Source organism: Brevundimonas albigilva (assembly GCF_023573565.1).
Taxonomy (GTDB): domain Bacteria; phylum Pseudomonadota; class Alphaproteobacteria; order Caulobacterales; family Caulobacteraceae; genus Brevundimonas; species Brevundimonas albigilva.
Map to the genome: position 1 here is coordinate 3,040,850 of NZ_CP097649.1, position 26,704 is coordinate 3,067,553.

Below are 26,704 nucleotides of genomic sequence, written 5' to 3' on the forward strand. Positions count from 1 at the left end.
CGGCCGGCTCAGTTCAGGCGCATCCTGACCCGCTCGAAGGTCGTGGACCGGCGGGCCTCCTCGACGCCGTCCAGGCCGCGTGCGCGCGACAGGGCCTCCATCGCTCCGGCCAGGGCGCCCTGTTTCTCCCGCGCCGAGGCCACGTCCAGCCACGGCCGGTGGTCGCCGGGGTCCAGCAGCGCCCGGCGCAGGGCCGAGCGTTCGGCCCCGTCGTAGTCCTGGGCCCGGATGGCGCGGCTGAACAGGACGTTCTGCAGCCGGATCAGCGACTGCCGGTCCGTCACGGGCGCCATCAGCAGGTCCAGCCGGTCGGCCACGTGCGGCGTCAGCCCCGCCCTGAGCGCGCGCCGCGTCAGTTCGCTGGGCAGGACCAGCCGGCCCTGGCTGAACGGGTCCAGGGCCACCGGTCCCTCGCTCGTCTCGACCCGCACCATGAAGTGTCCGGGAAAGTCGACCCCCGCCGCCTGAAGCCCGGCCGCCTTGGCCGCGTGGAGGTAGAAGACCGCCAGGGCCGCCGGCAGGCCGCGCCGCCGCTCGGCCACGTCGATGATGTCGGTGTTCGACGGATGGTCGTAGTGCAGCAGGTCGCCGTTCAGCCGCAGGTCGGCGGCCATCGTCTCGGCCAGGGCGTCGTCGGGGCCTTCGCCGCCGATCCGTTCGGCCAGACGCTCGCAGGCGTTGCGCGCCAGGGTGCGGACCGGCTCGGGGTCGCGGAACGGATAGTCGTGAATGGCGCAGGCGATGGCGGCCTCGAGCAGGGGGAAGTCCGCGTCGCCGGCCTCGCCCGCCGTCGTCAGGATGGACTCGGCCTCGTCGCGGGTCATCCGCCCTCGATGCTCCCTTTCAGCCGCCGCGTTCGACGCCGCGAAGATGACGCGGAAAGCGGCCTGGGGCCAGCGCCACCATATCAATTCTCAATTCAAGCGGTTGCAGCGCCGGGCGATTGCGGCGCACGGCCTCGCCGGCCGCCCGCAGCCGCTCGAACTGGGCCGGCTTCAGCGACAGGACGGCGGCGTCCAGCGTGGCGCGCCGCTTGACCTCCACCACCGCCAGCACCCGTCCGCGCCGGGCCAGAAGGTCGATCTCGCCGCCTCGCCCCTTCAGGCGAAAACCCAGGATCTGGTAGCCCTTGGCCATCAGCCAGACCGCCGCGATCCATTCGGCCGCATGGCCGTCGCGGAAGGCGGCCCCGCCCCTGGCCTGGCGCCACGCCGCCTTGGGGCGACGGATCGGCGCGGGGCGGGGCAGGCGCTGGGTCATTTCCCCTGCAGCTCCAGGGCCCGGCGGTAGAGGGCCTTTCGGTTCAGCCCCAGCGCCTTGGCGACCTCGGAGGCGGCCTCTCCGGTCGAAAGCCGGGTCAGGGCCTCGGCCAGGGCGGCGTCGGCCTCGGCCTCGGACGCCTGTTCGGCCTCGCCCGGCCCGACGACGACGACGATCTCGCCCTTGGGCGCATCCAGGCGAGGGTCGACGGCCAGCTGGTCCAGCGGGCCGCGCACGCACTCCTCGTAGAGCTTGGTCAGCTCGCGCGCGACGGCGGCCGGGCGCGGCCCCAGCACGGCGGCCATGTCGGCCAGGCTGTCCTTCAGCCGCGGGCCGCTCTCGAAGAAGACCAGGGTCTGGCGCGGGCCCTTCATCTCTTCCAGCGCGGCGCGGCGGCCGGCGGTCCTGGGCGGCAGGAAGCCGGCGAACAGCACCCGGTCGGCGGGCAGGCCGGCGACGCACAGGGCGGCCAGCAGGCTGGACGGGCCGGGCACGGGATGGACCGGCAGGCCCTCGGCGATCACCGCCCGGGCGACGACGAAGCCCGGATCGCTGACCAGCGGCGTGCCCGCGTCGGACACCAGGGCCACCACCTGCCCCTCGCGCAGACGCTCGACCGCCTGCTCCGCCGCGCGGGCCGAAGCGTGGTCGTCGCAGCGCTCCAGCCTGGCCTTCAGCCCATAGGCCGACAGCAGCTTGGCGGTGACGCGCGTGTCCTCGGCCAGCACCAGGTCCGCCGCCGCCAGCACGTCCAGCGCCCTCAGCGTCATGTCGCGCAGGTTCCCGATCGGGGTGGCGACCAGATACAGCCCCGGCTCGACCCGCCGGGGCGGCGGGGCGGCGGGCGGGAAGGGCGCGGCGTCGCTCATGCGCCCAGCCTGCTCGCCGCGGAGGTCCGGTTCAAGCTCAGTCCGCGTCCCGCTCGGCCAGGGCGGCCGGCGGCGGCGGCGCCGAGGTCAGGCCGGTGCCCTGGAAGGCCGGGCCGGCGTCGTAGGCGGCGAAGGTGGCGCCGGTCAGGATCTCGTTGACCGAGGCCCCCAGCGACACGATCTGCACCGGCTTCTCCAGACCCACCAGCAGCGGCCCGATCAGGGTCGCGCCGCCCAGCGCCTGGACCAGCTTGGTCGAGATGGCGGCCGAATGGATGGCGGGCATGACCAGGGTGTTGGCCGGCTTGCTCAGGCGGTTGAAGGCGTAGGCCGGGTGCCCGTGCGGGTCCAGCGCCACCTCGGGCGGCATCTCGCCCTCGTATTCGAAGTCGACGCCCTTCCGGTCCAGGATGCGGATGGCCTCGCGCACCTTCTCGCCCCGGTCGCCGGGCGGGTTGCCGAACGTCGAGTAGCTGAGGAAGCCGACGCGCGGATTGCGGCCCAGGCGGCGCACGGTGTCGGCGGCCTTGATGGCGATTTCGGCCAGCTCCCGGGCGTCGGGCAGTTCGTGGATCGAGGTGTCGGCGACGAACAGGGTGCGGCCCTTGGCCAGCAGGATCGACAGGCCGATCAGGGTGTCGTCCACGTCCAGCACGCGCTGGACCTCCTTCAGCGCCATGTTGAAGTTGCGGGTCACGCCCGCGACCATGGCGTCGGCCCGGCCCTGGGCGACCAGGGTGGCGGCGAAATAGTTGCGGTCCTGGTTGATCATCCGCTGCACGTCGCGACGCAGATAGCCCCGGCGCTGCAGCTTTTCGTACAGCCAGTCGGTGTATTCGGCGTTGCAGCCGGAGACCCGGGCGTTGGTGATCTCGATGCCCAGTTCGTCGAAGTTCAGGCCCGCCTCGGCGGCGTTCTGATGGATCAGATCCTCGCGGCCGACCAGGACCGGCGTGCCCAGCTCGGCCTGCTTGAAGGCCCAGGCGGCGCGGATGACGGCCGGCTCCTCGCCCTCGGCGAAGACGACGCGCTTGTTCGGGCCGCCGCGCACCGCCGAGGTGATCTTCTGCATCAGGGCCGCCGACGGATCGACGCGCGACCGCAGGCTGTGGCGATAGGCGTCCATGTCCTCGATCGGCCGGCGCGCCACGCCGGTGTCCATCGCCGCCTGGGCGATGAAGGGCGGGATGTACCAGATCAGGCGCGGGTCGAACGGGGTCGGGATGATGTAGTCGGGGCCGAACTTCAGCTTGCGGCCGCGATAGGCGGCGGCGACCTCGTCGGGCACGTCCTCGCGCGCCAGCGCCGCCAGGGCCTGGGCGCAGGCCACCTTCATCTCGTGGTTCACCCGGCGCGCGCGCACGTCCAGGGCGCCACGGAACAGATAGGGGAAGGCCAGGACGTTGTTGACCTGGTTGACGTAGTCGGAGCGGCCGGTGGCGATGATGGCGTCCGAGCGCACCGACTTGACGTCCTCGGGCGTGATCTCCGGGTCGGGGTTGGCCATGGCGAAGATGATGGGATTGGGCGCCATGGAGGCCACCATCTCCTTGGTGATGGCGCCCTTCGCGCTGAGCCCCAGCACCACGTCGGCGCCGACCATGGCCTCGGCCATGGTGCGGAACGGCGTGTCGGTGGCGTGGGCGGCCTTCCACTGGTCCATGCCGTGCTCGCGGCCCTTGTAGACCACGCCGTCGCGGTCGCAGATCACGGTGTTCTCGGGCCTGACGCCGGCGGCCTTCATCAGGGCGATGGACGACAGGCCCGCCGCGCCGGCGCCGGACAGCACCACCTTGACCTGGTCCATCTGCTTGCCGGCGATGTGGACGGCGTTGATCAGGCCGGCGGTCGAGATGATGGCCGTGCCGTGCTGGTCGTCGTGGAAGACCGGAATGTCCAGCAGGTCCTGCAGCTCGCTTTCGATGACGAAGCATTCCGGGGACTTGATGTCCTCCAGGTTGATGCCGCCCCAGGTGTCGCCGATGTTCTTGACGACGGTGACGAACTCGTCCGGATCGGTGGTCTTCACCTCCACGTCGAAGCTGTCGACGTCGGCGAAGCGCTTGAACAGGACGGACTTGCCCTCCATCACCGGCTTGGACGCCATGTGGCCCAGGTTGCCCAGGCCCAGGATGGCGGTGCCGTTCGAGATGACGGCGACCATGTTTCCCTTGGACGTGTAGTCGTAGGCCAGGTCGGGGTCTTCGGCGATGGCGCGCACGGGAACGGCCACGCCCGGAGAATAGGCCAGCGACAGGTCGCGCTGGGTCGCCATCGGCTTGGTCGGGGCCATGGAGATCTTGCCCGGCGTCGGGATGCGGTGGAAGTCCAGCGCCTCTTCGTCGGAGAACGTCTGTTTGTCGGTCTGGTCGGGCATGGCTTCGGGGCGTTTCCGGCGCGGCGTTTCTGATTGATCCTTCCGTTCCTAGAGCGACGGACGAAGCGGGACAACCGCGCACGGCCGAACGACGCCGCGCCGGCCTGCAAACGTCCGCGCTTGTGCGGAAAAGGTGATCCGGGGCTCAGCCGGCGTGCGGATTTCCGCCAACGGCCGGCGTCGCGGTCAGCCGGGCGCCCTCCGCGCCGGTCAGCACCAGTCTCGCCAGGGCGCCGGGCGCGCCCTCGAAGGCGATCGGCGAATGATCCGGCGCGCGGGCCTGGCCGCCGTTCTCGACCAGCGCCTGGACCGTGCGTCCGACCTGGGCGCGCAGATGCCGGTCCAGGGCGCGGTCGCCCGTCTGGCGCAGGGCGGCCGCGCGGGCCTTGATCGTCTGGGGGGGCAGCTGGGGCATCCGCGCGGCCGGCGTGCCGGGGCGGGGGCTGTAGGGAAAGGTGTGGACGAAGGCCAGGTCCGCCTCGTCGACCAGCGACAGCAGGTTGGAAAAGGCCGCCTCGCTCTCGGTCGGGAAGCCGGCGATCAGGTCGGCGCCGAAAGCGACGTCGGGCCGCACGGCGCGGACGCGCGCGACCAGGGCCAGGGCGTCCGCCCGCAGGTGGCGCCGCTTCATCCGCTTCAGCATCAGGTCGTCGCCGTGCTGGAGCGACAGGTGCAGATAGGGCATCAGCCGTTCGGACGTGGCGAAGGCGTCCAGCAGGGCGGCGTCGATCTCGGCCGCGTCGATCGAGGACAGGCGCAGGCGCGCCAGGTCGGGAACCAGCTTCAGGATGCGCTGGACCAGCCGCCCCAGCGGCGGCGCCCCCGGCAGGTCGGCGCCCCAGCTGGTCAGGTCCACGCCGGTCAGCACCACTTCCTTCACCCCCTGATCGACCAGGGCGCGGACCTGGGCCACCACCTCGCCGGCCGGGACCGAGCGGCTGTTTCCCCGGCCATAGGGGATGACGCAGAAGGTGCAGCGGTGGTCGCAGCCGGTCTGGACCGCGACATGGGCCCGCACCCGGTCCTTCAGCGGTCGCGCGGTCGCCAGCTCGACCGGGGCGGCGAAGATGTCGGAGACGGCCAGCCGCTGGCCCGACAGGCGATAGGCGCCGGGCGCGGTCTTCAAGGCGTTGCCCAGAACCCGCGTCACCTCGGGCATGGCGGCGAAGGTCTGGGCCTCGGTCTGGGCGGCGCAGCCGGTGACGATTATGGGCGCGTCCGGCCTTTCCCTGCGCGCGCGGCGGATGGCCTGGCGGGCCTGGCGCACGGCCTCGGCGGTGACGGCGCAGGTGTTGACCAGGACGGCGTCCGTAAGCCCATCCGCCTCGGCCCGCGCCCGCATGGCCTCGCTCTCGACCGCGTTCAGGCGGCAGCCGAAGGTGAGGACGTCCAGCGTCAAACCGACAGCGTCCCGGTGCGCTCGATCTCCACCGGGCCGGTCATGAAGACGTGGCCGGACGCCGCGTCCCAGTCGATGACCAGTTCGCCGCCGTCGACGACGACGGTCGCCTTGCGCTCGGTCAGGCCGCGCCGCACGGCCGCGACCTGGGCGGCGCAGGCGCCGGTGCCGCACGCCTTGGTCAGGCCCGCCCCCCGCTCCCACACCCGCAGACGGATGTGGGACCGGTCCAGCACCTTGGCGAAGCCGACGTTGACCCCTTCCGGGAACAGCGGGTGATGCTCGACCAGCGAGCCCGAACCCGTGACGAAGCCGTCGTCCTGGCGGTCGGTGAAGAAGACCACGTGCGGATTGCCCATCGACACGGCGCCGGGCGTGTGCAGCACCGGCGCGTCGATCGGCCCGACCTGAAGCTCGATCCCGCGCGTGTCCATCGCCTCGGCCAGCGGCACCTGGTCCCAGGCCAGGCGCGGTTCGCCCATGTCGACGGTCACGCGATGGTCGCCCGCCCGGGTCGCGACAGTCGGGCCGGCGGCGGTGTCGATGACCACCCGGTCGGACCCGCTCGCCTCCATCAGCAGCCAGCCGACGCAGCGCAGGGCGTTGCCGCAGGTCTGGACCATCGCGCCGTCGGCGTTCCACACCCGCATGAAGGCGTCGGCCGTCGACGACGGCTCCATCGCGATCAGCTGGTCGAACCCCTCGCCGGTCCCACGGTCGGCCAGGGCGCGCACCTGGTCCTCCGAAGGCGTGAACGGCCGCGCCAGGGCGTCGACCACGACGAAGTCGTTGCCGGCGCCGTTCATCTTGACGAAGGGACGAGAGGTCATGCCTGGCCATATAGGCCGCCTGGCCGCGCGGCGAAATCTCCGCCCTGTTCGAACCGATCGTTCGGAAGCGTTGGACAGACGGCGCGTCAGACGGTTGAGTGGCGCGCGCCAACGGACGCCGGCGTGGCCGGGACGAACGGATACCGAATTGCCCTCCACCAAAGCCTCCCCGAAGCAAGACGGCGCCCCCCGTGACGAGGGCCTGCGCCTGCGGGCCCGGCTGCGCTATCTCTACCAGGGCTCCCAGCCGCCGGCGGTGCGGTTCCGGCTGACGGTCATCGTCATCGACCTGGCCATCATCGGCTTCTTCCTGGCCGCGCCGATCCTCAGGAACATGGGCTGGGCCTTCTATGTCATCGACTATCTGATCGCCGCCGTCCTGGCGATCGACCTGGCCGCGCGGGCCTACGCCTGGTCCGACATCAAGGATTGGCTGAAGCGGCCGATCGTCTGGGTGGACCTGTTCGTCCTGGCGACCCTGCTGTTCCCCATCTGGCTGTTCAACCTGGGCTTCCTGCGGATGCTCCGGCTGTGGACCCTGCTGAACTCGGACTTCTTCTGGCGCACCGTGGGCCGCAGGTTCGACGATACCCGCGTCGAGGAGATCACGCGCGCCCTGGCCAATCTGGTGACCTTCGTCTTCGTGGCGACCGGCTTCGTCTATGCGACCTTCCGGGGGCACGACGGGATCGCCGGCTATGTCGATGCGCTGTATTTCACCGTGGCCACCCTGACCACGACCGGCTTCGGCGACGTGACGCTGCCGGGGCCGTGGGGGCGGCTGCTGTCCATCGCCATCATGCTGGTGGGCATCACCCTGTTCCTGCGCCTGGCCCAGGCCTTCATCCGGCCCAGCAAGGTCGCCTTCCCCTGCGACCGTTGCGGTCTTCAGAAGCACGACCCCGACGCCGTCCACTGCAAGGCCTGCGGCAATCTGCTGTGCATCCCCGACGACGGAAGATGACAAAGCCGTAAGGATCGGGCCGCGCGCCTTGCCGGTCGGGCCGCCGCCGTTAAGGTGCCGCCTTCGTTTTCGGGGACCCCGCCATGATCCGTTCGTCCGCCGCCGCGCTCGCGGCCCTTCTCGCCTCCAGTTCGTTGAGCGCCGTCGCCATGGCCCAGACCGCCCCTTCCGCTTCCGCCGCCCCCGCCCCGGCGCCGGCTTCGTCCGGTTTTGCGACCAGCGAGGCGACCGACCCCTATATCTGGCTGGAGGACGTCGAGGGCGCCCGCGCGATGGAATGGGTGCGCGAACACAATGAGAAGAGCCTGGGCGTGCTGCAGGGCGACCCGCGCTACGAGCCGCTGCACCAGGAGGCCCTGGCCATCGTCCAGGCCAAGGACCGCATCCCGGGCGTGGGCTTCAACCGCGACGGCACGCTGAGCAACTTCTGGCAGGACGCGGACCATGTGCGCGGCGTCTGGCGCCAGACCACGGTCGACAGCTTCCGCACCGACGCGCCCCAGTGGGACACCATCCTGGACATCGACGCCCTGGCGGCGGCCGAGGACGCCAACTGGGTCTACAAGGGCGTCAACTGCCTGGCGCCCGAGGAACGCCGCTGCCTGGTCAGCCTGTCGAACGGCGGCAAGGACGCCACGACGCTGCGCGAATTCGACGCCGTGGAGCGCGCCTTCGTCGAGGGCGGGATCGTCCTGCCGGAATCCAAGGGCGGGGCGGCCTGGATCGACCGGGACACGCTGCTGATCTCGCGCGACTTCGGCCCCGGCACCCTGACCGATTCCGGCTATCCGATGACGGTGCGGCTGCTGAAGCGCGGCCAGGCGCCGGAACAGGCGCCGGTCATCTTCACCGGCCAGCCGACCGACGTGGCCGTGTCCGGCTACACCCTGCGTGACGCCGACGGCGCGGTGAAGGCGGTGCTGATCAACCGCTCGGTCGACTTCTATTCGTCCGAGACCTGGCGGCCGAAGGACGACGGCTCGCTGGTGCAGCTGGCCCTGCCGGCCAAGTCGGAGATCAACGGCCTGATCGACGGCCGGCTGGTGGTGTCGCTGAAGCAGGACTGGACCGCGCCGTCGGGCCAGGCCTTCCAGACCGGCGACCTGATCGCCTGGCCGCTGGACGCCTGGCTGGCCGATCCGGCGACCCCGGCGCAGCTGGTGCTGCGCCCGACCGAGCGTCAGTCGGTGGAAGGCGTCAACGCGACCCGCCACACCCTGGTCGTGGCCCTCTATGACAATGTGCGCGGATCGGTGCGCGTCTATCGCCCCGGCCAGACCGAATGGACGCACACGACCCTGGACCTGCCGCAGAACGTGTCGGTCGGCGTCGGTTCGGCCTCGGAGACCGACGACCGGGTCTTCGTCAGCGTCACCGGCTATCTGAACCCGTCCAGCCTGTGGCTGGCGGACGCCGCGACGGGCGACGTCGAACAGATCAAGTCGATGCCGGCCAAGTTCGACGCCACGGGCATGACGGTGGATCAGCACGAGGCCCGCTCGGCCGACGGAACGATGATCCCCTACTTCGTGGTGCACAAGGCGGACATGCCGCTGGACGGCTCCAACCCGACGCTGCTCTACGGCTACGGCGGCTTCGAAAGCTCGCTGCTGCCCGGCTATTCGGCCACGGTCGGCAAGCTGTGGCTGGAGCGGGGCGGCGTCTATGTCATCGCCAACACCCGCGGCGGCGGCGAGTTCGGACCCCGCTGGCACGAGGCGGCGCTGCAGCAGAACCGCCAGCGCGCGCACGAGGACTTCCAGGCCGTGGCGTTGGACCTGATCGCCCGCGACATCACCAGCCAGCCGCACCTGGGGATCATGGGCGGGTCGCAGGGCGGGCTGTTCATGGGGGTGATGCTGACCCAGCGCCCGGACCTGATCAACGCCGCCGTCATCCAGGTGCCGCTGTTCGACATGTTGCGCTTCCACAAGCTGCTGGCCGGCGCGTCGTGGATCGGCGAATACGGCGACCCGGACATCCCCGAACAGCGCGCCTGGATCGAGCGCTATTCGCCCTATCAGAACCTGCGCGCGGGCCAGCCCTATCCGGAAGTCTTCATCCACACCTCGACCAAGGACGACCGCGTCCATCCCGGCCATGCCAGGAAGGCCGCCGCGCGGCTTGAGGAACTGGGCTATCCGGTGCTGTTCTACGAGAACACCGACGGCGGCCACGCGGCCGGCGCCAACCTGCAGGAGACCGCCCGCCGGATCGCGCTGGAATACACCTATCTGTCGCGCCGCCTGATGGACACGCCGGCGCAGGAATAGGCTTCTTGCATCCGCTCATCCCGGCGAAAGCCGGGACCCAGTTCTTTCGCGAGGATCGGCGGCTGGGATCGGGTTCACTGCGAACGGGCGACGCCGAACGCCCAAAGATCTGGGTCCCGGTTTTCGCCGGGATGAGCGGAGTAATGAAATGCGTCACCTGATCCTGTCCGTCGCCATTCCGGCGCTCCTGCTGGGCGCCTGCGCCACGGCTCCGGTGACGACCGATGAGCAGCACAGGCACGACCATCCTGAGCGCTTGGGCCCGCCACCCCACTACCCACACAACCTCACCCCCGCCGGCGTCGCGGCCGCCGACGACCACCTGGCGCTGGAGCAGGTGGACGGGGCCGAGGCCATGGCCTTCGTCGCCGAGGAGAACCGCAAGTCCCTGGCCGCCCTGACCGGCGACCCCCGCTACGAGACCTTCCGCCGCGAGGCCGAGGCCATCCTGACCGCCGAGGACCGCATCCCCATGCCGTCCTTCCTGGGCGACGGCGTGGGCAACTTCTGGCAGGACGCGGCCAATCCCAAGGGGGTGTGGCGGCGCACGACGCTGGACAGCTACCGCACCGCCCAGCCGCGCTGGGAGACGCTGCTCGACATCGACGCCCTGGCCAAGGCCGAGGGCCGCGACTGGGTGTTCAAGGGCGCCGACTGCCTGGCCCCGGACGAGACCCGCTGCCTGATCAACCTGTCCGACGGCGGCAAGGACGCCGTGGTCGTGCGCGAGTTCGACCTGACGACGAAACGGTTCGTGGACGGGGGCTTCAACCTGCCGGAGGGCAAGCACCGCATCGAGTGGCTGGACCGCGACACGCTTCTGGTCGCCACCGACTTCGGCCCCGGCACCATGACCGAGTCGGGCTATCCCTTCATCGTCAAGACGCTGAAGCGCGGCCAGGCCCTGGACCAGGCGGTCGAGGTCTATCGCGGCGATCAGGGCGATGGCGGATACGGCGTCAGCCCGGCCGTCTATCGCGACAAGGAAGGCGTGGTGCAGGCCGTGATCATCACCCGTCCGCTGGACACCTTCCGGTCCGAGACCTGGAGCCTGAGCCACGACGGCAAGGCGCAGAAGCTGAACCTGCCGGAACGGGTCGGGATCTCCGGCGTCATCGACGGCCGCCTGGTCTTCTCGCCCGACCAGGCCTGGAGCTTCGACGGAGAGGACTACATCGCCGGGTCGCTGCTGGCGCTTCCGCTGGGCGTGCTGGGCGAGACCCGCCCGCACGGGCGCATCGGCCGCGACGACGCCCTGGTCTTCCAGCCTGCCCAGCGTCAGGCGCTGCAGGGCGTCGCCGTCCTGTCCGACACCCTCGTCGCCGCCGTCACCGACAACGTCGCCGGCACGCTTCTGCGTTTCCAGGCGGGCCCGTCGGGGTGGACCGCCGCGCCCATCGCCGTGCCCGCCAACCTGGCCGTCGGCCTGGGCGACTCCTCCAAGTCGCGAGGGCAGGTCTTCGTCTCGACCCAGGGCTTCCTCGTTCCGCCGACGCTGAGCCTGGCGGACGCCAGCGCCGGCTCGCTGACCGAACTGAAGGCCGCGCCCGCCAAGTTCGACGCCTCGACCCATGTCACCGAGCAATATGAGGCGACCTCGACCGACGGGACCAAGATCCCCTACTTCGTCACCCGCCCGCGCGACCTGGCGATGGACGGGACGGCGCCGACCGTCATGCTGGGCTACGGCGGCTTCCAGATCAGCCTGAACCCCGCCTACAAGCCCGAGATGGGCAAGCTGTGGCTGGAGCGGGGCGGGGTCTTCGTCCAGGCCAACATCCGCGGCGGCGGCGAGTTCGGGCCCGACTGGCACCAGGCGGCGCTGGACGGGAACCGGCAGCGCGCCTTCGACGACTTCGCCGCCGTGGCCCGCGACCTGGAGCGGCGCGGGATCACCAGCCCGCGTCACTTGGGCATCTACGGCCGGTCGAACGGCGGGGTGCTGACCAGCGTCTCCATCACCCAGCACCCGGAGCTGTTCAACGCCGCGGTGATCGAGAGCCCGCTGATCGACATGCTGCGCTATCACGAGCTGCTGGCCGGCGCCTCGTGGATCGGCGAATACGGCGACCCGCGCATCCCCGAGGAGGCCGAGTGGATCGCCCGCTATTCCGCCTACCAGCAGCTGCGGCCCGAGGTCGACTACCCCCGTGTCTACATCACCACCAACACCCGCGACGACCGCGTGCATCCGGGCCATGCCCGCAAGTTCGCCGCGCGCCTGGGCGACCAGGGCCACGACCACCTCTATTACGAGGACACGGCGGGCGGTCACTCCAACGACGCCGACCCGGTGGCCAACGCCCGGCGCTGGGCCCGGCACTATGTCTATCTGGCCCAGCAGCTGATGGACTGAGACGAAAAAGGGGAGCCGCGTCGCGGCTCCCCTGATCGTTTCCGGCGATGGCCGTCCTCAGTCGGCGCGGACGCGCTTCTTGCGGAAGGAGGGGTTCAGGACTTCCTTGCGCAGGCGGATCGACTTGGGCGTGACCTCGACCAGCTCGTCTTCCTCGATATAGGCGATGGCCTGTTCCAGCGACGGACGGCGCGGCGGGGTCAGGCGCACGGCCTCGTCCTTGCCGGAGGCGCGGACGTTGGTCAGCTGCTTGCCCTTGATCGGGTTGACGTCCAGGTCGTCTGAGCGGCTGTTCTCGCCGATGATCATGCCCTGGTAGGTCTTCTCGCCGGCGCCGACGAACATGACGCCGCGCTCCTCCAGGTTCCACAGGGCGTAGGCCGCCGTGTCGCCGTCGGAGTTGGAGACCAGCACGCCCTTCAGGCGGCCTTCGATCGCGCCCTTGTGCGGCTCGTAGTGGCTGAACACGCGGTTCAGCACGCCCGAACCGCGCGTGTCGGTCAGGAACTCGCCCTGATAGCCGATCAGGGCCCGCGACGGGCAGTTCAGCTGGATGCGGGTCTTGCCGGCGCCCGACGGGCCCATGTCGCGCAGCTCGGCCTTGCGCTGGCTCAGCTTCTCGATGACCACGCCGGTGTATTCGTCGTCGACGTCGATGACCACGTCCTCGATCGGCTCCAGCCGCTCGCCGTTCTCGCCGGTCTGATAGACCACGCGCGGGCGGCTGATCGACAGTTCGAAGCCTTCGCGGCGCATGTTCTCGACCAGCACGCCCAGCTGCAGTTCGCCGCGGCCGGCGACCTCATAGGCGTCCGAGCCGGGGGTCTCGGTGATGCGGATGGCGACGTTGGCCTCGGCCTCCTTCAGCAGGCGGTCGCGGATCACGCGCGACTGGACCTTGTCGCCTTCGCGGCCGGCCAGGGGGCTGTCGTTGACGCCCACGGTCATGGAGATGGTCGGCGGGTCGATCGGCTGGGCGTCCAGCGCCTCGGTCACTTCCAGGGCGCACAGGGTGTCGGCCACGGTGGCCTTGGACATGCCGGCGATGGCGACGATGTCGCCCGCTTCCGAACCCTCGTCCAGCGGCTGGCGCTTCAGGCCGCGGAAGGCCAGGACCTTGGTGATCCGGCCCTGTTCGATCTGCTTGCCGTCGCGGTCCAGCGCCTTGATCGGCATGCCGGGGACCGCCTTGCCGCTTTCGATGCGGCCCGTGAGGATGCGGCCCAGGAAGGGGTCGCTCTCGATCAGCACGTTCAGGATGCGGAACGGCTTGTCCTTGTTCTCGGCCACCGGCGGCGGCGGCACGTGGTCGACGATCAGGTCGAACAGCGGCGCCAGGGTGTCGGACGGCTCGTTCATGTCCAGCGTCGCCCAGCCGTTGCGGCCCGAGGCGTAGATGTGCGGGAAGTCCAGCTGTTCCGGCGAGGCGCCGATGGCCTCGAACAGCTCGATGGTCTCCAGGTGCACCCGGTCCGGGTCGGCGTGGGCGCGGTCGACCTTGTTGATGCACAGGATCGGGCGCAGGCCCATCTTCAGCGCCTTGGTCAGCACGAACTTGGTCTGGGGCATGACGCCCTCTTCGGCGTCGACCAGGATGACGCAGCCGTCGACCATGCCCAGGATCCGCTCCACCTCGCCGCCGAAGTCGGCGTGGCCGGGGGTGTCGATGATGTTGATGCGGGTCTCTCCCGCCTTGCCGTTCCACAGCACCGAGGTGCACTTGGCCAGGATGGTGATGCCGCGCTCGCGCTCCTGGTCGTTGGAGTCCATGGCGCGCTCGGTGGTCGCCTCATTGGCGCGGAAGACGCCGGACTGGGCCAGGAGCTGGTCCACCAGGGTGGTCTTGCCGTGGTCGACGTGGGCGATGATGGCGACGTTGCGCAGGTTCATTTTGGGCTCGGGCGGACTGTGTTCGGCCGCGGGATATCCGCGCCGCTGCAGGAAGGTGCAGGGAGAAGGGGGGAGTGTTCGGGGCGCCTCTTACAGGCAAGTGCTCGCAAACGCCAGAGCAGGCGCGCCACGGCGCCCGGCGACGTGACAGGCGATCTGACAGGCGACCTGCGGGGCGCGCGGCCGGTCGCGCCCGGGCGGGTCAGCCGGCCTTGAGGCGGAAGACGTCGCCGGCGCGGTAGCATTCGCAGGCGGCGTGCTCCAGGGCGGCGCGGTCCAGCACGGTGATGCGGCCGCGCGAATAGGCGATGGCCCCGGCCTTCTGCAGCCCCTGGGCGGCCTCGTTGACCGTGGTGCGCTGCGAGCCCAGCATCGAGGCCAGATATTCCTGGGTCAGGTTCAGGGTGTCGCCCTCGACCCGGTCGTGGCAGCGCAGCAGCCATTTGGCGAAGCGGCGCCCGGCGTGGTGCAGGGCGTTGCAGGCGGCGGACTGCTCCAGTTCGCCCTGCAGCCGGGCCATGTAGTCGGCCAGGATGTCGCGCACCCCAGGCCGCTGGGCCGCCAGGACGCGCAGGCGCTGGGCCTCCACCCGCTGGGCCGAGCCGGCCACCTGGGCCACGCTGCGGGTGTGGGCGCGTTGAGGGGTCAGCGCCGCAACCACGCCCAGCACGCCCTCGCGCCCGACCATCAGCGTCTCCACCGTGCGGCCGTCCTCCAGCACCGCCACCGAGGAGCAGAACCCGCTTTCGATGAAGTGCAGGTGCTCGATCGGGTCGTCGGGCTCGGCGAAGACCTGGCCGTGGGCGAAGTCGATCGGCGTCGCGATGGCCGAGAGGGCGGCCCGGTCCTCGGGCGCCATGGCGCTGAGCAGGAGATTTCCCGGCGGATGGTGACGCATGAATTCGCGCATAAGGCGATTGCGTGAAGGCGTCTGTCGGAACCCGACACAGCGTTGCAGTAATTTCGGCCCGTATCTGGGGACAAGTCGTTGAATTCGCGGCTTGTGTACGCGACCGATCACACCGGGCCGAGGTTTGACCGCTCCAGCCGGCCGACGATGCGGTCGCCGTCGTGGATCTCCACCCCCGCGCAGGAGGCGTGCCGGGCCAGCAGCGCCGCGGCCGCGCGCAGGGCGTCGTGGTCGTCGGCCCCGTCGTGGAAGTCGAGCAGCGGGCGTCGGCCCTCGTCGTCGAAGAAGTGGAGTTCGTAGATGCGCATCGCAGGCCCCGGACAGCGAAGGATAGGCCGGATCGACGACCGGCGTCTGTCGGAAGGCGACAGAGGCGGAGCCTTTGCCGTAGGCCCGGCGTTGACGCCCGGTCATGACCGCCTTCGCCCCCCTTCGCCGCGCCGCCGCCCGCCTGGGAGAGACCGCCCGCCGCCGCCTGCCGCTGGCCCGGCGGACGCCCAGGCTGGCGACCCTGGTCGAGTGGGCCGCACGGATCGGCTATGGCGCGCGGGGCTTCGTCTATCTGTCGGCGGGGGCGCTGACCCTGCTGGCGGCCACGGACCGGATCGGGGCGGCGGTCGGCACGGGCGGGGCGGCGGGCTGGCTGGCCGAGCAGCCGTTCGGGCGGCTGTGGCTGGTGCTGCTGGGCCTGGGGCTGTGGGCCTTCGTCGGCTGGCGCGTGCTGCAGGCGGTGTTCGACGCGGATCATGAGGGGACGGACCTGAAGGGCTGGGCCACGCGGGCGGGCCAGGCGCTGAGCGGGCTGTTCTACGGGGTGCTGGCGGCCGGGGTGTTCGAGTATCTGGACGAGGCAGGCGAGGCGACCAGCGCCGCCGCCGACCGGGCCGAGAGCGTGGCCGAGAACCAGGAGAAGGCGGCCATGCTGCTGGGCCTGCCCTTCGGCGGGGCCCTGCTGGCGACGGCCGGGCTGGTGGTCCTGGCGGTCGGGATCGGCAACATCGTCAGGGCCTTCCGGGACGACTTCGACGCGGCCCTGGCCTGCCCCGAGGCCTTCTGCCGGCCGGCCTCGATCCTGGCGCGGACGGGCTATGCGGCGCGGGGCTTCGCCTATCTGCCGCTGGGCGTCTTCGTGGTGCTGGCGGGCCTGCACGCCCGCGCGGGCGAGGTGACCAGCACGGCCGGGGCGCTGGCGGCGCTGGAGGCCCAGCCGGGCGGATCGTGGATCCTGGGGCTGACGGCGGCCGGGCTGATGGCCTTCGGCGCCTTCGCCTTCGTGGAGGCCCGCTGGCGGCGCATCCGCGCGCCCCGGGAGCTGGGGTGAGCCGGGGCCTGGCATTGGCCGCTCGCGTCGCCATATCCCATCGCAACACCTGCTGTTCCAGAAGGCCGCGCCGATGACCGACACCGCCCCCCAGACCTCGACCCCCGCCCCGCTCAAGACCCTGAAGATCGACTTCGTCTCCGACGTCGTCTGCCCCTGGTGCGTGGTGGGGCTGGGCGGGCTGGAGACGGCGCTGGAGCGGCTGGAGCCCGAGGGGATCGCCGCCGACATCGCCTTCCAGCCGTTCGAGCTGAACCCCGACATGGCGCCCGAGGGCGAGGGGATCGTCGAACACATCGGCCGCAAGTACGGCTCGACCCCCGAACAGTCCGCCGCCAACCGCGAGATGATCAAGGCCCGCGCGGCGGAAGCGGGCTTCGACATGCGGATGGGCGAGACAAGCCGCATCTGGAACACCTTCGACGCCCACCGCCTGCTGCACTGGGCGCACGAGACAGCGCCGGACAAGCAGAAGGCGCTGAAGCGGGCGCTGTTCACCGCCCACTTCACCGACAACCGCAACCTGACCGACGCCGGCGTCCTGACCCAGGCGGCCGAGGCCGCGGGGCTGGACCGGGCCGAGGCGGCCGAGGTGCTGGCGTCCGGCCGCTACGCCCAGGCGGTGCGCCAGGCCGAGCAGCTGTGGCGGTCGCGGGGCATCAACTCAGTCCCCGCCGTGGTGGTGGAGGGCAAGTATCTGATCAGCGGCGGCCAGCCGGCCGAGGCGTTCGAACAGGCGCTGCGCCAGATCGCCAAGGAGGCGTAGGCTCTCCCTTCGTCATCCTCTTTTGTCATCCTCCGGCAAGCCGCGCAGCGGCGAAGACCGGGGGACCCAGCGGCGCGCGAGAGCGCGAACCTGTCGCAGATCAGGCCTTCAGACATCACGCGACGGATAGATTTCGCCTTCGGCGCCGCTGGGTTCCGGGTCTCCGCTGCGCTTCGCCCGGAATGACGAAAGAAGGAAATCACGGCGGGCCGGTTTCAGGCTCCGCGTCCGGAAAACCACCGTCTGAATAGAGTGAATCGTCTGAAATCGGCGCCCGCTCCAGGGCGTCCAGCACCTCCAGGCTCTTGTCGATCAGGCGGCGGCCGGTCGGGTCCGCCGGGTCCAGGTCGGCGACGGCGCGGACCAGGGTCTGGACGGTGCGGGCCTTGGCCATCGCGGTCGCCTGGGGGTCGGGGGTCTTCGCAGGTTTCGGAGCGGGTTTCGGCGCGGGCGGCGTTCCATCGGCGGCGCGGGCCAGGTCCGAAAGGCGCGTGTGCAGCCGCATCCAGCCGGCGGCCTCGGCGACCCGGCCGCGCAGGACGGCGCGGTTCAGCCGCACCAGGGCGTGGCGCGCCATCTGGGCGTAGTCCAGCAGGCCCGCCTCCTCCTCGGCGTCCAGGTCGACCGGCTCGGGATCGGGCTGGTCGATGCGGCGCCAACCCCCGGCCTTGGCGCGCTGGCGGAAGGTGGACTCGGCCATGCCGTGGCGGGCGCACACGGTCGGGCAGGACTCGCCCTGCAGATATTCCTCCCGCGCCCGCGCCCACGCCGCCTCGGACACGCGGCGATAGCCGCCGCCCCGGTCATAGGGATCGCGCACGGGCCGCCCGTCGTAGAGGGGGCGCGCGGGGTCGCGGGGCGCGTCGGGGCGGGGCGGGTCGTCGCTGAATCCCTCGTCGCAAGATCCCTCGTTTCGGGGGCGGTCGACGAAGTCCTCATTGGTCAGGCGGCCGTCCCAATAGTCATAGGGCGCCCGGCCGTCGTCCCAGCCCGATCCCGCGTCATCGGGCCCGCAGCCCGGCCGGCGATCCTCATCCCGTTCCATGCGCCCCTCCGACGCCGATCCGCCCCACGCGCGGGGCCGGGGCATTATGGGACGGCCGGGAGGGGTGTTAGGTCGATTGGCGCGCGGCGGCGGAAAGGCGAGGGAATTCAGAGGGCGGGGTGGCGGAATTAGGATGGCAGAGGCCTCGCCTTCCCTCTTTCGTCATCCTCCGGCTCGCGCAGCGAGACCGGGGGACCCAGCGGCGCCGAAGGCGATATGTCCGCCGCACGACCGTCGGCCGCCGAGTCCGCGACAGGTTCGCGCTCCCGCGCGCCGCTGGGTCCCCCGGTCCGCGCCGCTGCGCGGCTTGCCGGAGGATGACGAAAGTCAGGCCCGCGTCTTCCTCAGCGCGCGCGGCGCGTCGTCGGCGGCGACCAGACGCCCCTTCCAGCCGGGCGGCGGCAGGAACTTGCCGGACTTCTCTTCGCGCGTGCCGTTCTTGGCCATCTCCCCCGCGCGGCCGTTAGGCCCGGCGAGGAGGACGAGGGTGGGCATCATGCTCGCTTCTGTAAGCGTTCCCCTGTCTTTAGGACGTAATCCGCTCCCTCTAACCCTTTACGGTGAGGGCCCGCCCAGATGATGTAGTACAGTGGGCTACCTCTCGTATTTCGAATAAGCATAGGTTGAGAGACATGACCGAATGCGTTTTTTAGGTTTGCTCGATAAAATCGGAGAAGTCGATCGGTTGCGTCAGCCCTCTTCCTAGTCGCTGCGCCGAACAAGCCCTCGGTGGTTTCGTAAACCTCATCGTACCACCCCGGCCCAAAGAAACTGTCGAGCTGATCCCGCCAGTTTGATGGGATGGCGGGATTCAACGTGGCGAGCCGATTGATGCACATATGCAGCGGAAAGTTGATGATCGCTTCGAATATCCTAGTGGCCGCCAGCGCCTGAACCGAGGTCCATGGCAAATGAGCGCCGAACGGGTCGAGAAACGCCACGCCGCGATGCGTTGTCTTGGAGATGTTCTGCTTCAGAAGCCAAGTAATTTGATCTTCCGCGCTCCCCTGCCGAACATCGATCCGACGCCTCCCCTCGTACTCACTTTGCAGGTGATAAAGTTGGCTCACCCGCTTTGGGTCAGCGTCCACAAACACGTATCGGTCGAACGGGTTTGCGAGATCCAAAGCCCTTCTTGGGCTGCCTACAACAATCTGAGTGTGCTCTGCCGGGCGCTCGTCATCCCAAAGCGGCGTTTCAACTAACGGGTGTTTAGTTACGCTACGGAGGCTCGCCTTTCCACCTCCTGCAAACGCATCGAGATAGATCGTTCTGCACCAAACCTGATTCTTGAGCACCGTCGTGTAGTAATTCAGATAGGAGGCCAAAGCGGCCAACTTCTGCTCGGCCCATGGGCCGACTTCGGCCAAATCTGATTCTTCGCTCATTCAGCCAGTATAGCAGAGCTTTGCAATGGAAGGTTGTTCCATTCTCGCCCATGGAGAAGGCGCCCTGCAGCCTTCTTGTTCCTCCCGCCCCATTGTTTAAAAAAGAATGCTGCCCCCGCACCTAGGCAAGCGAGTCGAATTTCATCGACCCACTGTTCCGCCATTGGGCGTGCTCTCGGACCAGACTCGCCGCCAACGATGGCCCAGTGGATTCCGTCGAGGTTCGCTTTCGCCACGGATCCGATCAACGGTTCGAAGGAAACGAAGCGGATAATCGCCGGTGTTGCGCGTAGGTCGTCCAGTCGCGAAAGAACGCGACTGTCTTCGACGCTGGTACCCAGCCACACGTGAGGTAGTGCCGGCAACGCGAGGTCGGTGACGACCTGCCTCATCCGCTCAGGCCGTTTGGTAAGGATTTGGTAGGTGTGCTGAGGGGTCTTCGCCATCACCTCCCAAACACGCTCGACGAACTCCGGCGGGACATCCGGGTGGAAGAGGTCCGACATCGAGTTGACGAAAATCTTGCGTGGCCTCCGCCATTTCAGCGGAATTTCGAGCGAAGCTTCGTCCAGGCGAACCTTACCTGTCCACACATAGCGGTCGCCGCTCTTACGGGTCAGCCCTTCATACTTGGGCACCCCCATCGCCTCCAAACGCGCCGCCATGCGCATGGCGTAACAGTTGGTGCAGCCCGGTGTAATCACCAAGCAGCCCGCGACCGGGTTCCAAGTCGCATCCGTCCATTCGATGGTCGTGTCAGCCATCAGCGCCTCCGTGAGCCGATGATGGGAATATGATCCTATCCACGTCAGAAGGGGACGTCGGCTGGCGAGATTCTCACCGCCACGTGGTTAATGCTAGGTTGCGCCCTTTGTTGGGCGCGTCACACCTTCACCTCCACCACCCCGCCGCCGGCGCGGAACTTCGCCGACATCTCCGCCATGCCGGCCTCCGCCTCGGCCAGGCTGGCGCCCGCATCGTTCTGCCCGCGCGCCGCGTCGCGGATGTCCTGGCTGATCTTCATGCTGCAGAACTTGGGGCCGCACATGGAGCAGAAGTGGGCGGTCTTGTGGGCTTCCTTGGGGAGGGTCTCGTCGTGGAACTGGCGGGCGGTCTCGGGGTCCAGGCCCAGGTTGAACTGGTCTTCCCAGCGGAACTCGAACCGGGCGCGCGACAGGGCGTCGTCGTGCAGGCGGGCGGCGGGGTGGCCCTTGGCCAGGTCGGCGGCGTGGGCGGCGATCTTGTAGGTGATGACGCCGTCCTTGACGTCCTGGCGGTCGGGCAGGCCCAGGTGCTCCTTGGGCGTGACGTAGCAGAGCATGGCCGTGCCGAACCAGCCGATCATGGCCGCCCCGATGGCGCTGGTGATGTGGTCGTAGCCGGGGGCGATGTCGGTGGTCAGCGGCCCGAGGGTGTAAAAGGGCGCCTCGTGGCAGTGCTTCAGCTGCTCGTCCATGTTCTGCTTGATCTTGTGCATCGGCACGTGGCCGGGGCCCTCGATCATGACCTGGCAGCCGTGGTCCCAGGCGACCTTGGTCAGCTCGCCCAGGGTGCGCAGCTCGGCGAACTGGGCCTCGTCGTTGGCGTCGGCGATGGAGCCGGGGCGCAGGCCGTCGCCCAGGCTGAAGCTGACGTCATAGGCGCGCATGATCTCGCAGATCTCGTCGAAGCGCTCGTACAGGAAGGACTCGCGGTGGTGGGCCAGGCACCACTTGGCCATGATCGAGCCGCCGCGCGAGACGATGCCGGTGACGCGGTTCGCCGTCAGCGGCACGAAGGGCAGGCGCACCCCGGCGTGGATGGTGAAATAGTCCACGCCCTGCTCGGCCTGTTCGATCAGGGTGTCGGCGAAGACGTCGAAGGTCAGGTCCTCGGCCACGCCGCCGACCTTCTCCAGCGCCTGATAGATGGGCACGGTGCCGATGGGGACGGGGCTGTTGCGGATGATCCAGTCGCGGATGTTGTGGATGTTGCGCCCCGTCGACAGGTCCATGACCGTGTCGGCGCCCCAGCGCGTGGCCCAGACCAGCTTGTCGACCTCGTCGTCGACGGTCGACAGGACGGCCGAGTTGCCGATGTTCGCATTGATCTTCACCAGGAAGTTGCGGCCGATGATCATCGGCTCGACCTCGCGGTGGTTGATGTTGGCGGGGATGACGGCGCGGCCGCGGGCGACCTCCTGGCGGACGAACTCGGGCGTGACGAAATCGGGGATCGAGGCGCCGAAGGATTCGCCGTCCCTGGCGAGCGGCGAGCGGCGAGCGGCGAGCGGCGAGGAAGGAAGAGCCAGGGTCGAGCCGTCGGCCAGGGTGATGGTCTGGGCGTCCTCGCTCGCCACGCGCCGCTCGCCGCTGGCTGCTTGCTCGCGCCTCAGGTTCTCGCGGATGGCGATGAACTCCATCTCGGGGGTGACGACGCCGGCGCGGGCGTATTCCAGCTGGGTGACCGGGCGGCCGGCCACGCCCCTGAACACGCGGTGGTTCGCCGTGTCGAAGCGGGGGGCCAGGTGCTTGCCGCTGGCGTGGCCGTTGTCCTCGGGCCGGACCTCGCGCGGGGCCTCGACCGGGGCGATGTCGCCGCGCGCCAGGCGCCAGTCGGGGCCGACGACGGCGTTCAGGCCGCGCGTGATGTCGATGCGGGCGTCAGGGTCGGTGTAGGGGCCGGACGGGTCGTACATCGTCACCGGCGGCTCGTTGGCGCTGGGGTGGACGCGGACCTCGCGGAAGGGGACGCGGAGGTCGGGATAGAGGTCGCCGGCGACATAGACCTTGTGTCCGCCCTCGCGCGGGCCGGTGGGGATGCGGCCGTGTTTCGCCGCGACCTTCTTCCGCGCTTCGCTGAGAGGGAGGCTATCGCTCGCGACGCGGTCGCTCGCTGCTTGAGCCTCGTCGGTGGAGGTGTTGGAGATATGAACGTTCATGGCGGCCTCTTCTTCAAAAGAGGGACCGCCGGCGCGTCCCCGCTCGCGCGGGGATGACAAGCCGCGGCGATGCGGCCCGTCAGGATCTCTTCCCTTCGCCGGCATGACCCGGATCAGGTTCGACCGGTCAAGGGAGAGACCCTTATCTCAGCGGCTCGATTGCCGCCCCCGGGAGAACAGGCGGACACATTAACCCAGGGTCAGGGCGCCGACCAGCCCTTGACCGACACGGCCGCCCGGGTCGGGTCGGCGTCGAAGCGCAGATAGGCCTTGGCGCGGCCCCGGCCGGGGACATAGTCCAGGGTGGCCGTCGCGGTCTGGTCGCCCAGCACCCCCTCGATGTCGACGCCGGCGGCGGTGTCGAGCCCGTCGTTCGAGACCTCGACGGTGGCGACGTGGCCGGCGGACGTGGCCTGGACGCCGACGATGCGGGCCGAAAGGGCGGGCGGCGCGGCGGGCTGCATCGCCTCCCACACCACGATGGCCAGGGCCGCCAGGGTGACAAGGGCGCCCAGCGCGGCCATGACGGCCTGCAGCACCGGGCGGGGGGCGACGACCTTTCGGGCGGGAGTCTTCCTGGACGGCATGGGCTCAGACCAGCAGGCGGGCGGCGGCGGCGCCGACGGCGGCGGGAAAGCCCAGGACGATCACGGTCTGGGTCAGGCCCTCCAGCGAATGGCCCTCGACCCGGCCGAACAGGAACAGGACGAACAGGCTGATCCCCAGGGCGATGGCGTAGCCGGGCAGGGTGAAGTGGGCGAAGGCCTTGAGCGGATGTTCGGCCTCCTCCTGGCCGGCGAACCCGGCCTCGAAGACGATGACGTGCATCAGGGCGACCGAGGCGACGATCAGCGCCAGGGCGTGCCAGGGCGTGGCCTTGTAGGCGATCAGGATGACCTCCTCGGTCGGCGCCACGTTCAGGGCGAAGAACAGGGCGCCCGCCGCCATCAGGAACAGTTCGCCGACATAGGAGGCCTGGTCCTCGTCACCGTCGTCGCCGCCCCCGCCCGCCAGCTGGCGCCGCGCCAGAAGGGCGCCCATGCCGCCGGGGATCGCCTGCAGCGCCACCATGCCCAGGGCCTCGCGCGGGGGCGCGTTCCAGTCGACCACGCCGAACATCACCAAGAGGACCGAGGCGGTGACGAAGCCGACCGCCAGGGCGACGGCGGTGTCCAGCAGGTCGTTCCTCAGCCCCCGCCGCTTCGAGAAGCCGGCGTAATAGGCCAGGCCGTACAGCAGCGGCAGGCCGGACAGGATGAAGGCCAGCAGCCGCCAGCGATCCATCGTCACGCCCTGCTCCCACATCTCCATCGTCATCAGCAGGGGGACGTTGAACAGCAGCGCCCCGCCGAAGGCGCGGCCCAGGTCGCGCAGATAGGCGCTCTCTCGGCGCAGATCGAAGGGGCGGGCGGCGGTCATGTCGCGGCAACGCTTGAGGAGGCGCTTTGGCTCCGTGGCGCCGGTGGGCGGCCGCTTCCGGGACCTCGGAAATAAAAGGGCCAGTCGGCGAACGACTGGCCCTTTTGATTAGCCCCGTGAGGGGCGGGGACCGCACGCGGTCCAACGGCCGAAACCGTGACTCCAATATAGCCGCCAGGCGGCAGAATTCAACCCAGCCGCGACTTGTCCGAGCGAGGCCTAGACCCCCAGGGCGAGGAAGGTCGCGAGCGCCCTTTGCATACGCGCGCTGATCTGGCGAAGATCATCGGGATGGAGTTTTTCCGGCGTGCGACGATTGCCGCCCGGGTCCCGCAAGGGCTGGAGACGCTCGGACGCGACGGAATAGACGTGATTGCAGACCGCCCAGGACTCCGCCGCCGAGCCGGGGTTCGGATTATGCGCAAGGCGGTATCCATGGGGATTGCCCGATTGATCCGACTTGGTCAGCGGCAGAACCACGTGAATGTCGTTTGAGATCTTTCCGCCCCTGACGATGACCACAAGGTGCTGATAATCGAACTCCGGCGTCCAGTTCAGGGGGCTGAACTCGCACCAGTAGACTTCGCCCGAACGCGTGTCGCGAGTGAGGTTCGATTTCGGTCGCTGCGCAGGTCCGGCGAGGTTCGCTCGGCGGCGGCTTCACGCATCGCCGGGGTTGCGGTCAATGGCCTGCGGGGTGGTTTCGTCATGCCCGTGATCTTGCCCGATGAACCCCGACTTTCAATGCCGGATTGTGAGCCGCAACCACGCCGGATTGCGAGAAATTCCAGACGCCATCGGATAGGCGCCACGCCCGCCGCGACCGATGCCGCTTGCCGGGGGCGGCGGGGCTGCCTAGTCAGGCGCGGTGAACAGACCTGCCCTCATCATCGATTGCGACCCCGGCGTGGACGACGCCGTGGCCTTGCTGCTGGCCTTCGCGGCGCCCGCGCTGGATCTGCTGGCGATCACCACCGTGGCCGGCAACGCGCCCGGCCATGCGACCCAGCGGAACGCGCGCATGATGCGCCAGATCGCCGGGCGGGCGGACGTGCCCGTCTTCGGCGGGGCGGAACGGCCGATGAAGCGGCCCCCGGCGGGGGCGGGCGAATTCCACGGGCCGGAGGGTCTGGGCGACCTGGAACCGTTCGAGCCGGCCGCCATCGTCGGCGACGGGCCGGCGGCCAACGCCATCGTCGACCTGGTCATGCGCCGGCCCGAGGGGACGGTGAGCCTGGCCGTGCTGGGGCCGATGACCAACCTGGCCCTGGCCATGCGGCGCGAGCCCCGGCTGGCGGGGCGGCTGGGGCCGGTCGCCGTCATGGGCGGCGCGCGCGCGGAGGGCGGCAACATCACCGCCTCGGCCGAGTTCAACATCTGGGCCGACCCGGACGCGGCGGCGGTGGTGTTCGGATCGGGCTGCGAAGTGGTCGCCTTCGGCCTGGACGCGACGCACCAGGTGCGGGCCACCGAGGCGCGCATCCGGGCCATAGAGGCCGTGGACAGCGAGGCGGCGCGGACGGCGGCGGCCATGCTGCGCTTCTCGCAGCGGGTCGAGCGCGAGATCGTCGGCTGGCCCACGCCCGACTGGGGCGCGCCGCTGCACGACGCCTGCCCGGTGGCGTGGGCGATGGCGCCCGCGCTGTTCGACCTGAGGCCGTGCCGCATCGAGGTGGAGACCCAGTCGGACCTGACGCGCGGCCACACGGCGGTGGAGTTCCGCGTCGATCCGGCGACGGCGCGCCACCGCTGGGCCGTCGGCGCCGACGCCCAGGGCGTGTTCGACCTGATCGCCCGCACCCTGGAGGAGGCCGCCCGATGAGGATCACCGTCGTCGGTTCGATCAACCTGGACTTCGTGGCGCGCGCCGAACGCTTGCCCGCGCCGGGCGAGACGGTGACGGGCGCGGCCCTGTCGCGCCACCCCGGCGGCAAGGGGGCGAACCAGGCCCTGGCGGCCGAGAAGCTGGGCGCCGAGGTCTGCCTGATCGGACGGGTGGGGAACGACGCCCAGGCCGGCGAGGCGCTGGCCCTGATGGAGGACTACGGCGTCGACCTGGCGGGGGTGGAGGTCGATGTGGCGGCGCCCACCGGCGTGGCCCTGATCGCCGTCGATGCGACGGGTGAGAACCAGATCGTCGTCGCGGCCGGGGCCAACCACCTGGTCACGCCCGAACAGCTGCCGCAGCGGATCGAGGGGGCGCTGATCGTGCAGCTGGAGCTGCCGATCGAGACGGTGGAGGCGGCGGTGGGCCGGGCGACCGGCTTCGTCTGCGCCAATCTGGCGCCGGCCCAGCCGGTGTCCGAGCGGCTGCTGCGCCGCGCCGACCTGATCGTGGTCAACGAGACCGAGGCCGCCTTCTACGGCGACGGCCTGCACCGGGGCGGCGGCCGGGTGGTGGTGACCAAGGGCGCCAAGGGCGCGGCGATGTACCAGCGCGGGGTGGAGATGGCCTGGGCGACGCCGCCCGCGGTCGAGGCGATCGACGCGACCGGGGCCGGCGACGCCTTCGTCGCCGCCCTCGCCGTGGCGCTGCTCGAGGGCATGGACCCGGCCGAGGCCCTGCGCTTCGCCTGCGCCGCCGGGGCCGCCGCCGCGACGCGGGCGGGAGCGCAGTCCTCGTTGCCGGAAAGGGCGGAGGTCGAGGCGCTGCTGTCGGGTTGACAGCGTCGGCACATGACCGTCCGATCGCACCTGTGAGTTGCAGCGAGGGCGAA

At 70.0% G+C, this 26,704-nt stretch carries 24 protein-coding genes and 1 riboswitch; of the genes, 7 read left to right on the plus strand and 17 right to left on the minus strand.

The genetic code is table 11. The features are described from left to right. Positions 1–8: 8 nt before the first annotated feature. The 6 genes from M8231_RS15190 to dapF form a co-directional block, all read right to left on the minus strand. Entirely contained in the window at positions 9–824 is an 816-nt protein-coding gene (locus M8231_RS15190) for a SirB1 family protein (protein ID WP_250201869.1), read from the minus strand. Between the two features lie 19 nt (positions 825–843). Next, the gene (locus tag M8231_RS15195; RefSeq protein WP_250201870.1) at positions 844–1,260 is read right to left on the minus strand and encodes a YraN family protein; all 417 of its coding nucleotides are present in this window, start codon (positions 1,258–1,260) and stop codon (positions 844–846) included. Further along, entirely contained in the window at positions 1,257–2,129 is an 873-nt protein-coding gene (gene rsmI / locus M8231_RS15200) for a 16S rRNA (cytidine(1402)-2'-O)-methyltransferase (protein ID WP_250201871.1), read from the minus strand. Before rsmI ends, M8231_RS15195 begins: the two co-directional genes overlap by 4 nt. Positions 2,130–2,166: 37 nt before the next feature. Then, the gene (locus M8231_RS15205; protein ID WP_250201872.1) at positions 2,167–4,506 is read right to left on the minus strand and encodes an NADP-dependent malic enzyme; all 2,340 of its coding nucleotides are present in this window, start codon (positions 4,504–4,506) and stop codon (positions 2,167–2,169) included. 145 nt (positions 4,507–4,651) lie between these two features. After that, positions 4,652–5,905 carry a tRNA (N(6)-L-threonylcarbamoyladenosine(37)-C(2))-methylthiotransferase MtaB gene (gene mtaB / locus M8231_RS15210; protein ID WP_431307111.1) on the minus strand — a complete coding sequence of 418 codons (1,254 nt, stop codon included), beginning with the start codon at positions 5,903–5,905 and terminating at the stop codon, positions 4,652–4,654. Then, positions 5,902–6,735: a diaminopimelate epimerase gene (dapF, locus tag M8231_RS15215; RefSeq protein WP_250201873.1), complete on the minus strand. Its 834-nt coding sequence runs from the start codon at positions 6,733–6,735 to the stop codon at positions 5,902–5,904. Before dapF ends, mtaB begins: the two co-directional genes overlap by 4 nt. Positions 6,736–6,883: 148 nt before the next feature. Here dapF and M8231_RS15220 point away from each other — a divergent pair, with 148 nt between their 5' ends. The 3 genes from M8231_RS15220 to M8231_RS15230 all read left to right on the plus strand — a co-directional run bounded on the left by M8231_RS15220 (position 6,884) and on the right by M8231_RS15230 (position 12,328). Beyond that, positions 6,884–7,699 (plus strand): potassium channel family protein, encoded by an 816-nt coding sequence (locus tag M8231_RS15220; RefSeq protein ID WP_249749332.1) that lies wholly within the window; start codon positions 6,884–6,886, stop codon positions 7,697–7,699. An 83-nt stretch (positions 7,700–7,782) separates the two neighbouring features. After that, positions 7,783–9,972: a prolyl oligopeptidase family serine peptidase gene (locus tag M8231_RS15225; RefSeq protein WP_249749331.1), complete on the plus strand. Its 2,190-nt coding sequence runs from the start codon at positions 7,783–7,785 to the stop codon at positions 9,970–9,972. Between the two features lie 148 nt (positions 9,973–10,120). Then, a complete protein-coding gene (locus M8231_RS15230) occupies positions 10,121–12,328 on the plus strand; it encodes a prolyl oligopeptidase family serine peptidase (RefSeq protein WP_250201874.1) in 2,208 nt (735 codons plus the stop codon). Positions 12,329–12,385: 57 nt separating this feature from the next. Here M8231_RS15230 and typA read toward each other — a convergent pair whose 3' ends face one another. From typA to M8231_RS15245, 3 genes are all read right to left on the minus strand, one after another. After that, entirely contained in the window at positions 12,386–14,218 is a 1,833-nt protein-coding gene (gene typA, locus M8231_RS15235; RefSeq protein WP_249749329.1) for a translational GTPase TypA, read from the minus strand. 202 nt (positions 14,219–14,420) lie between these two features. Next, positions 14,421–15,116, minus strand: a complete 696-nt coding sequence (locus tag M8231_RS15240; RefSeq protein ID WP_250201875.1) for a Crp/Fnr family transcriptional regulator — start codon at positions 15,114–15,116, stop codon at positions 14,421–14,423. Positions 15,117–15,235: 119 nt separating this feature from the next. Then, positions 15,236–15,436 (minus strand): hypothetical protein, encoded by a 201-nt coding sequence (locus M8231_RS15245; protein WP_249749327.1) that lies wholly within the window; start codon positions 15,434–15,436, stop codon positions 15,236–15,238. 104 nt (positions 15,437–15,540) lie between these two features. Between M8231_RS15245 and M8231_RS15250 the strand changes: the two genes are divergently transcribed. Continuing rightward, positions 15,541–16,449, plus strand: coding sequence for a DUF1206 domain-containing protein (locus tag M8231_RS15250; protein ID WP_250201876.1), 909 nt, complete (start codon positions 15,541–15,543; stop codon positions 16,447–16,449). A 73-nt stretch (positions 16,450–16,522) separates the two neighbouring features. Further along, positions 16,523–17,215, plus strand: coding sequence for a DsbA family oxidoreductase (locus M8231_RS15255; RefSeq protein WP_249749325.1), 693 nt, complete (start codon positions 16,523–16,525; stop codon positions 17,213–17,215). Positions 17,216–17,414: 199 nt separating this feature from the next. On the opposite strand, the gene M8231_RS15260 is transcribed toward M8231_RS15255, so the two are convergent. The 8 genes from M8231_RS15260 to M8231_RS15295 form a co-directional block, all read right to left on the minus strand. Next, positions 17,415–18,260, minus strand: coding sequence for a hypothetical protein (locus M8231_RS15260; protein ID WP_250201877.1), 846 nt, complete (start codon positions 18,258–18,260; stop codon positions 17,415–17,417). 327 nt (positions 18,261–18,587) lie between these two features. Next, positions 18,588–18,758: a hypothetical protein gene (locus tag M8231_RS15265; RefSeq protein WP_249749322.1), complete on the minus strand. Its 171-nt coding sequence runs from the start codon at positions 18,756–18,758 to the stop codon at positions 18,588–18,590. Next, the gene (gene tcmP / locus M8231_RS15270) at positions 18,755–19,648 is read right to left on the minus strand and encodes a three-Cys-motif partner protein TcmP (RefSeq protein WP_249749321.1); all 894 of its coding nucleotides are present in this window, start codon (positions 19,646–19,648) and stop codon (positions 18,755–18,757) included. The genes M8231_RS15265 and tcmP overlap by 4 nt, the downstream gene beginning before the upstream one ends. Continuing rightward, on the minus strand, positions 19,645–20,412 hold the full coding sequence (locus tag M8231_RS15275) for a DUF5131 family protein (protein WP_249749320.1): 768 nt from the start codon (positions 20,410–20,412) through the stop codon (positions 19,645–19,647). The genes tcmP and M8231_RS15275 overlap by 4 nt, the downstream gene beginning before the upstream one ends. 119 nt (positions 20,413–20,531) lie before the next feature. Then, positions 20,532–22,568 (minus strand): phosphomethylpyrimidine synthase ThiC, encoded by a 2,037-nt coding sequence (gene thiC, locus M8231_RS15280; RefSeq protein ID WP_249749319.1) that lies wholly within the window; start codon positions 22,566–22,568, stop codon positions 20,532–20,534. A gap of 72 nt (positions 22,569–22,640) precedes the next feature. Beyond that, positions 22,641–22,750, minus strand: a riboswitch (TPP riboswitch). 18 nt (positions 22,751–22,768) lie between these two features. Then, on the minus strand, positions 22,769–23,155 hold the full coding sequence (locus tag M8231_RS15285; RefSeq protein WP_249749318.1) for a hypothetical protein: 387 nt from the start codon (positions 23,153–23,155) through the stop codon (positions 22,769–22,771). Positions 23,156–23,159: 4 nt separating this feature from the next. Next, positions 23,160–23,987 (minus strand): TIGR02587 family membrane protein, encoded by an 828-nt coding sequence (locus tag M8231_RS15290; RefSeq protein ID WP_250201878.1) that lies wholly within the window; start codon positions 23,985–23,987, stop codon positions 23,160–23,162. 219 nt (positions 23,988–24,206) lie between these two features. Next, positions 24,207–24,545, minus strand: a complete 339-nt coding sequence (locus M8231_RS15295; RefSeq protein WP_249751901.1) for a type II toxin-antitoxin system PemK/MazF family toxin — start codon at positions 24,543–24,545, stop codon at positions 24,207–24,209. 310 nt (positions 24,546–24,855) lie between these two features. Here M8231_RS15295 and M8231_RS15300 point away from each other — a divergent pair, with 310 nt between their 5' ends. Together M8231_RS15300 and M8231_RS15305 are read left to right on the plus strand one after the other, a co-directional pair. Beyond that, entirely contained in the window at positions 24,856–25,809 is a 954-nt protein-coding gene (locus M8231_RS15300; protein ID WP_250201879.1) for a nucleoside hydrolase, read from the plus strand. Continuing rightward, a complete protein-coding gene (locus tag M8231_RS15305; RefSeq protein ID WP_249749316.1) occupies positions 25,806–26,651 on the plus strand; it encodes a ribokinase in 846 nt (281 codons plus the stop codon). The genes M8231_RS15300 and M8231_RS15305 overlap by 4 nt, the downstream gene beginning before the upstream one ends. Positions 26,652–26,704: the final 53 nt, after the last annotated feature.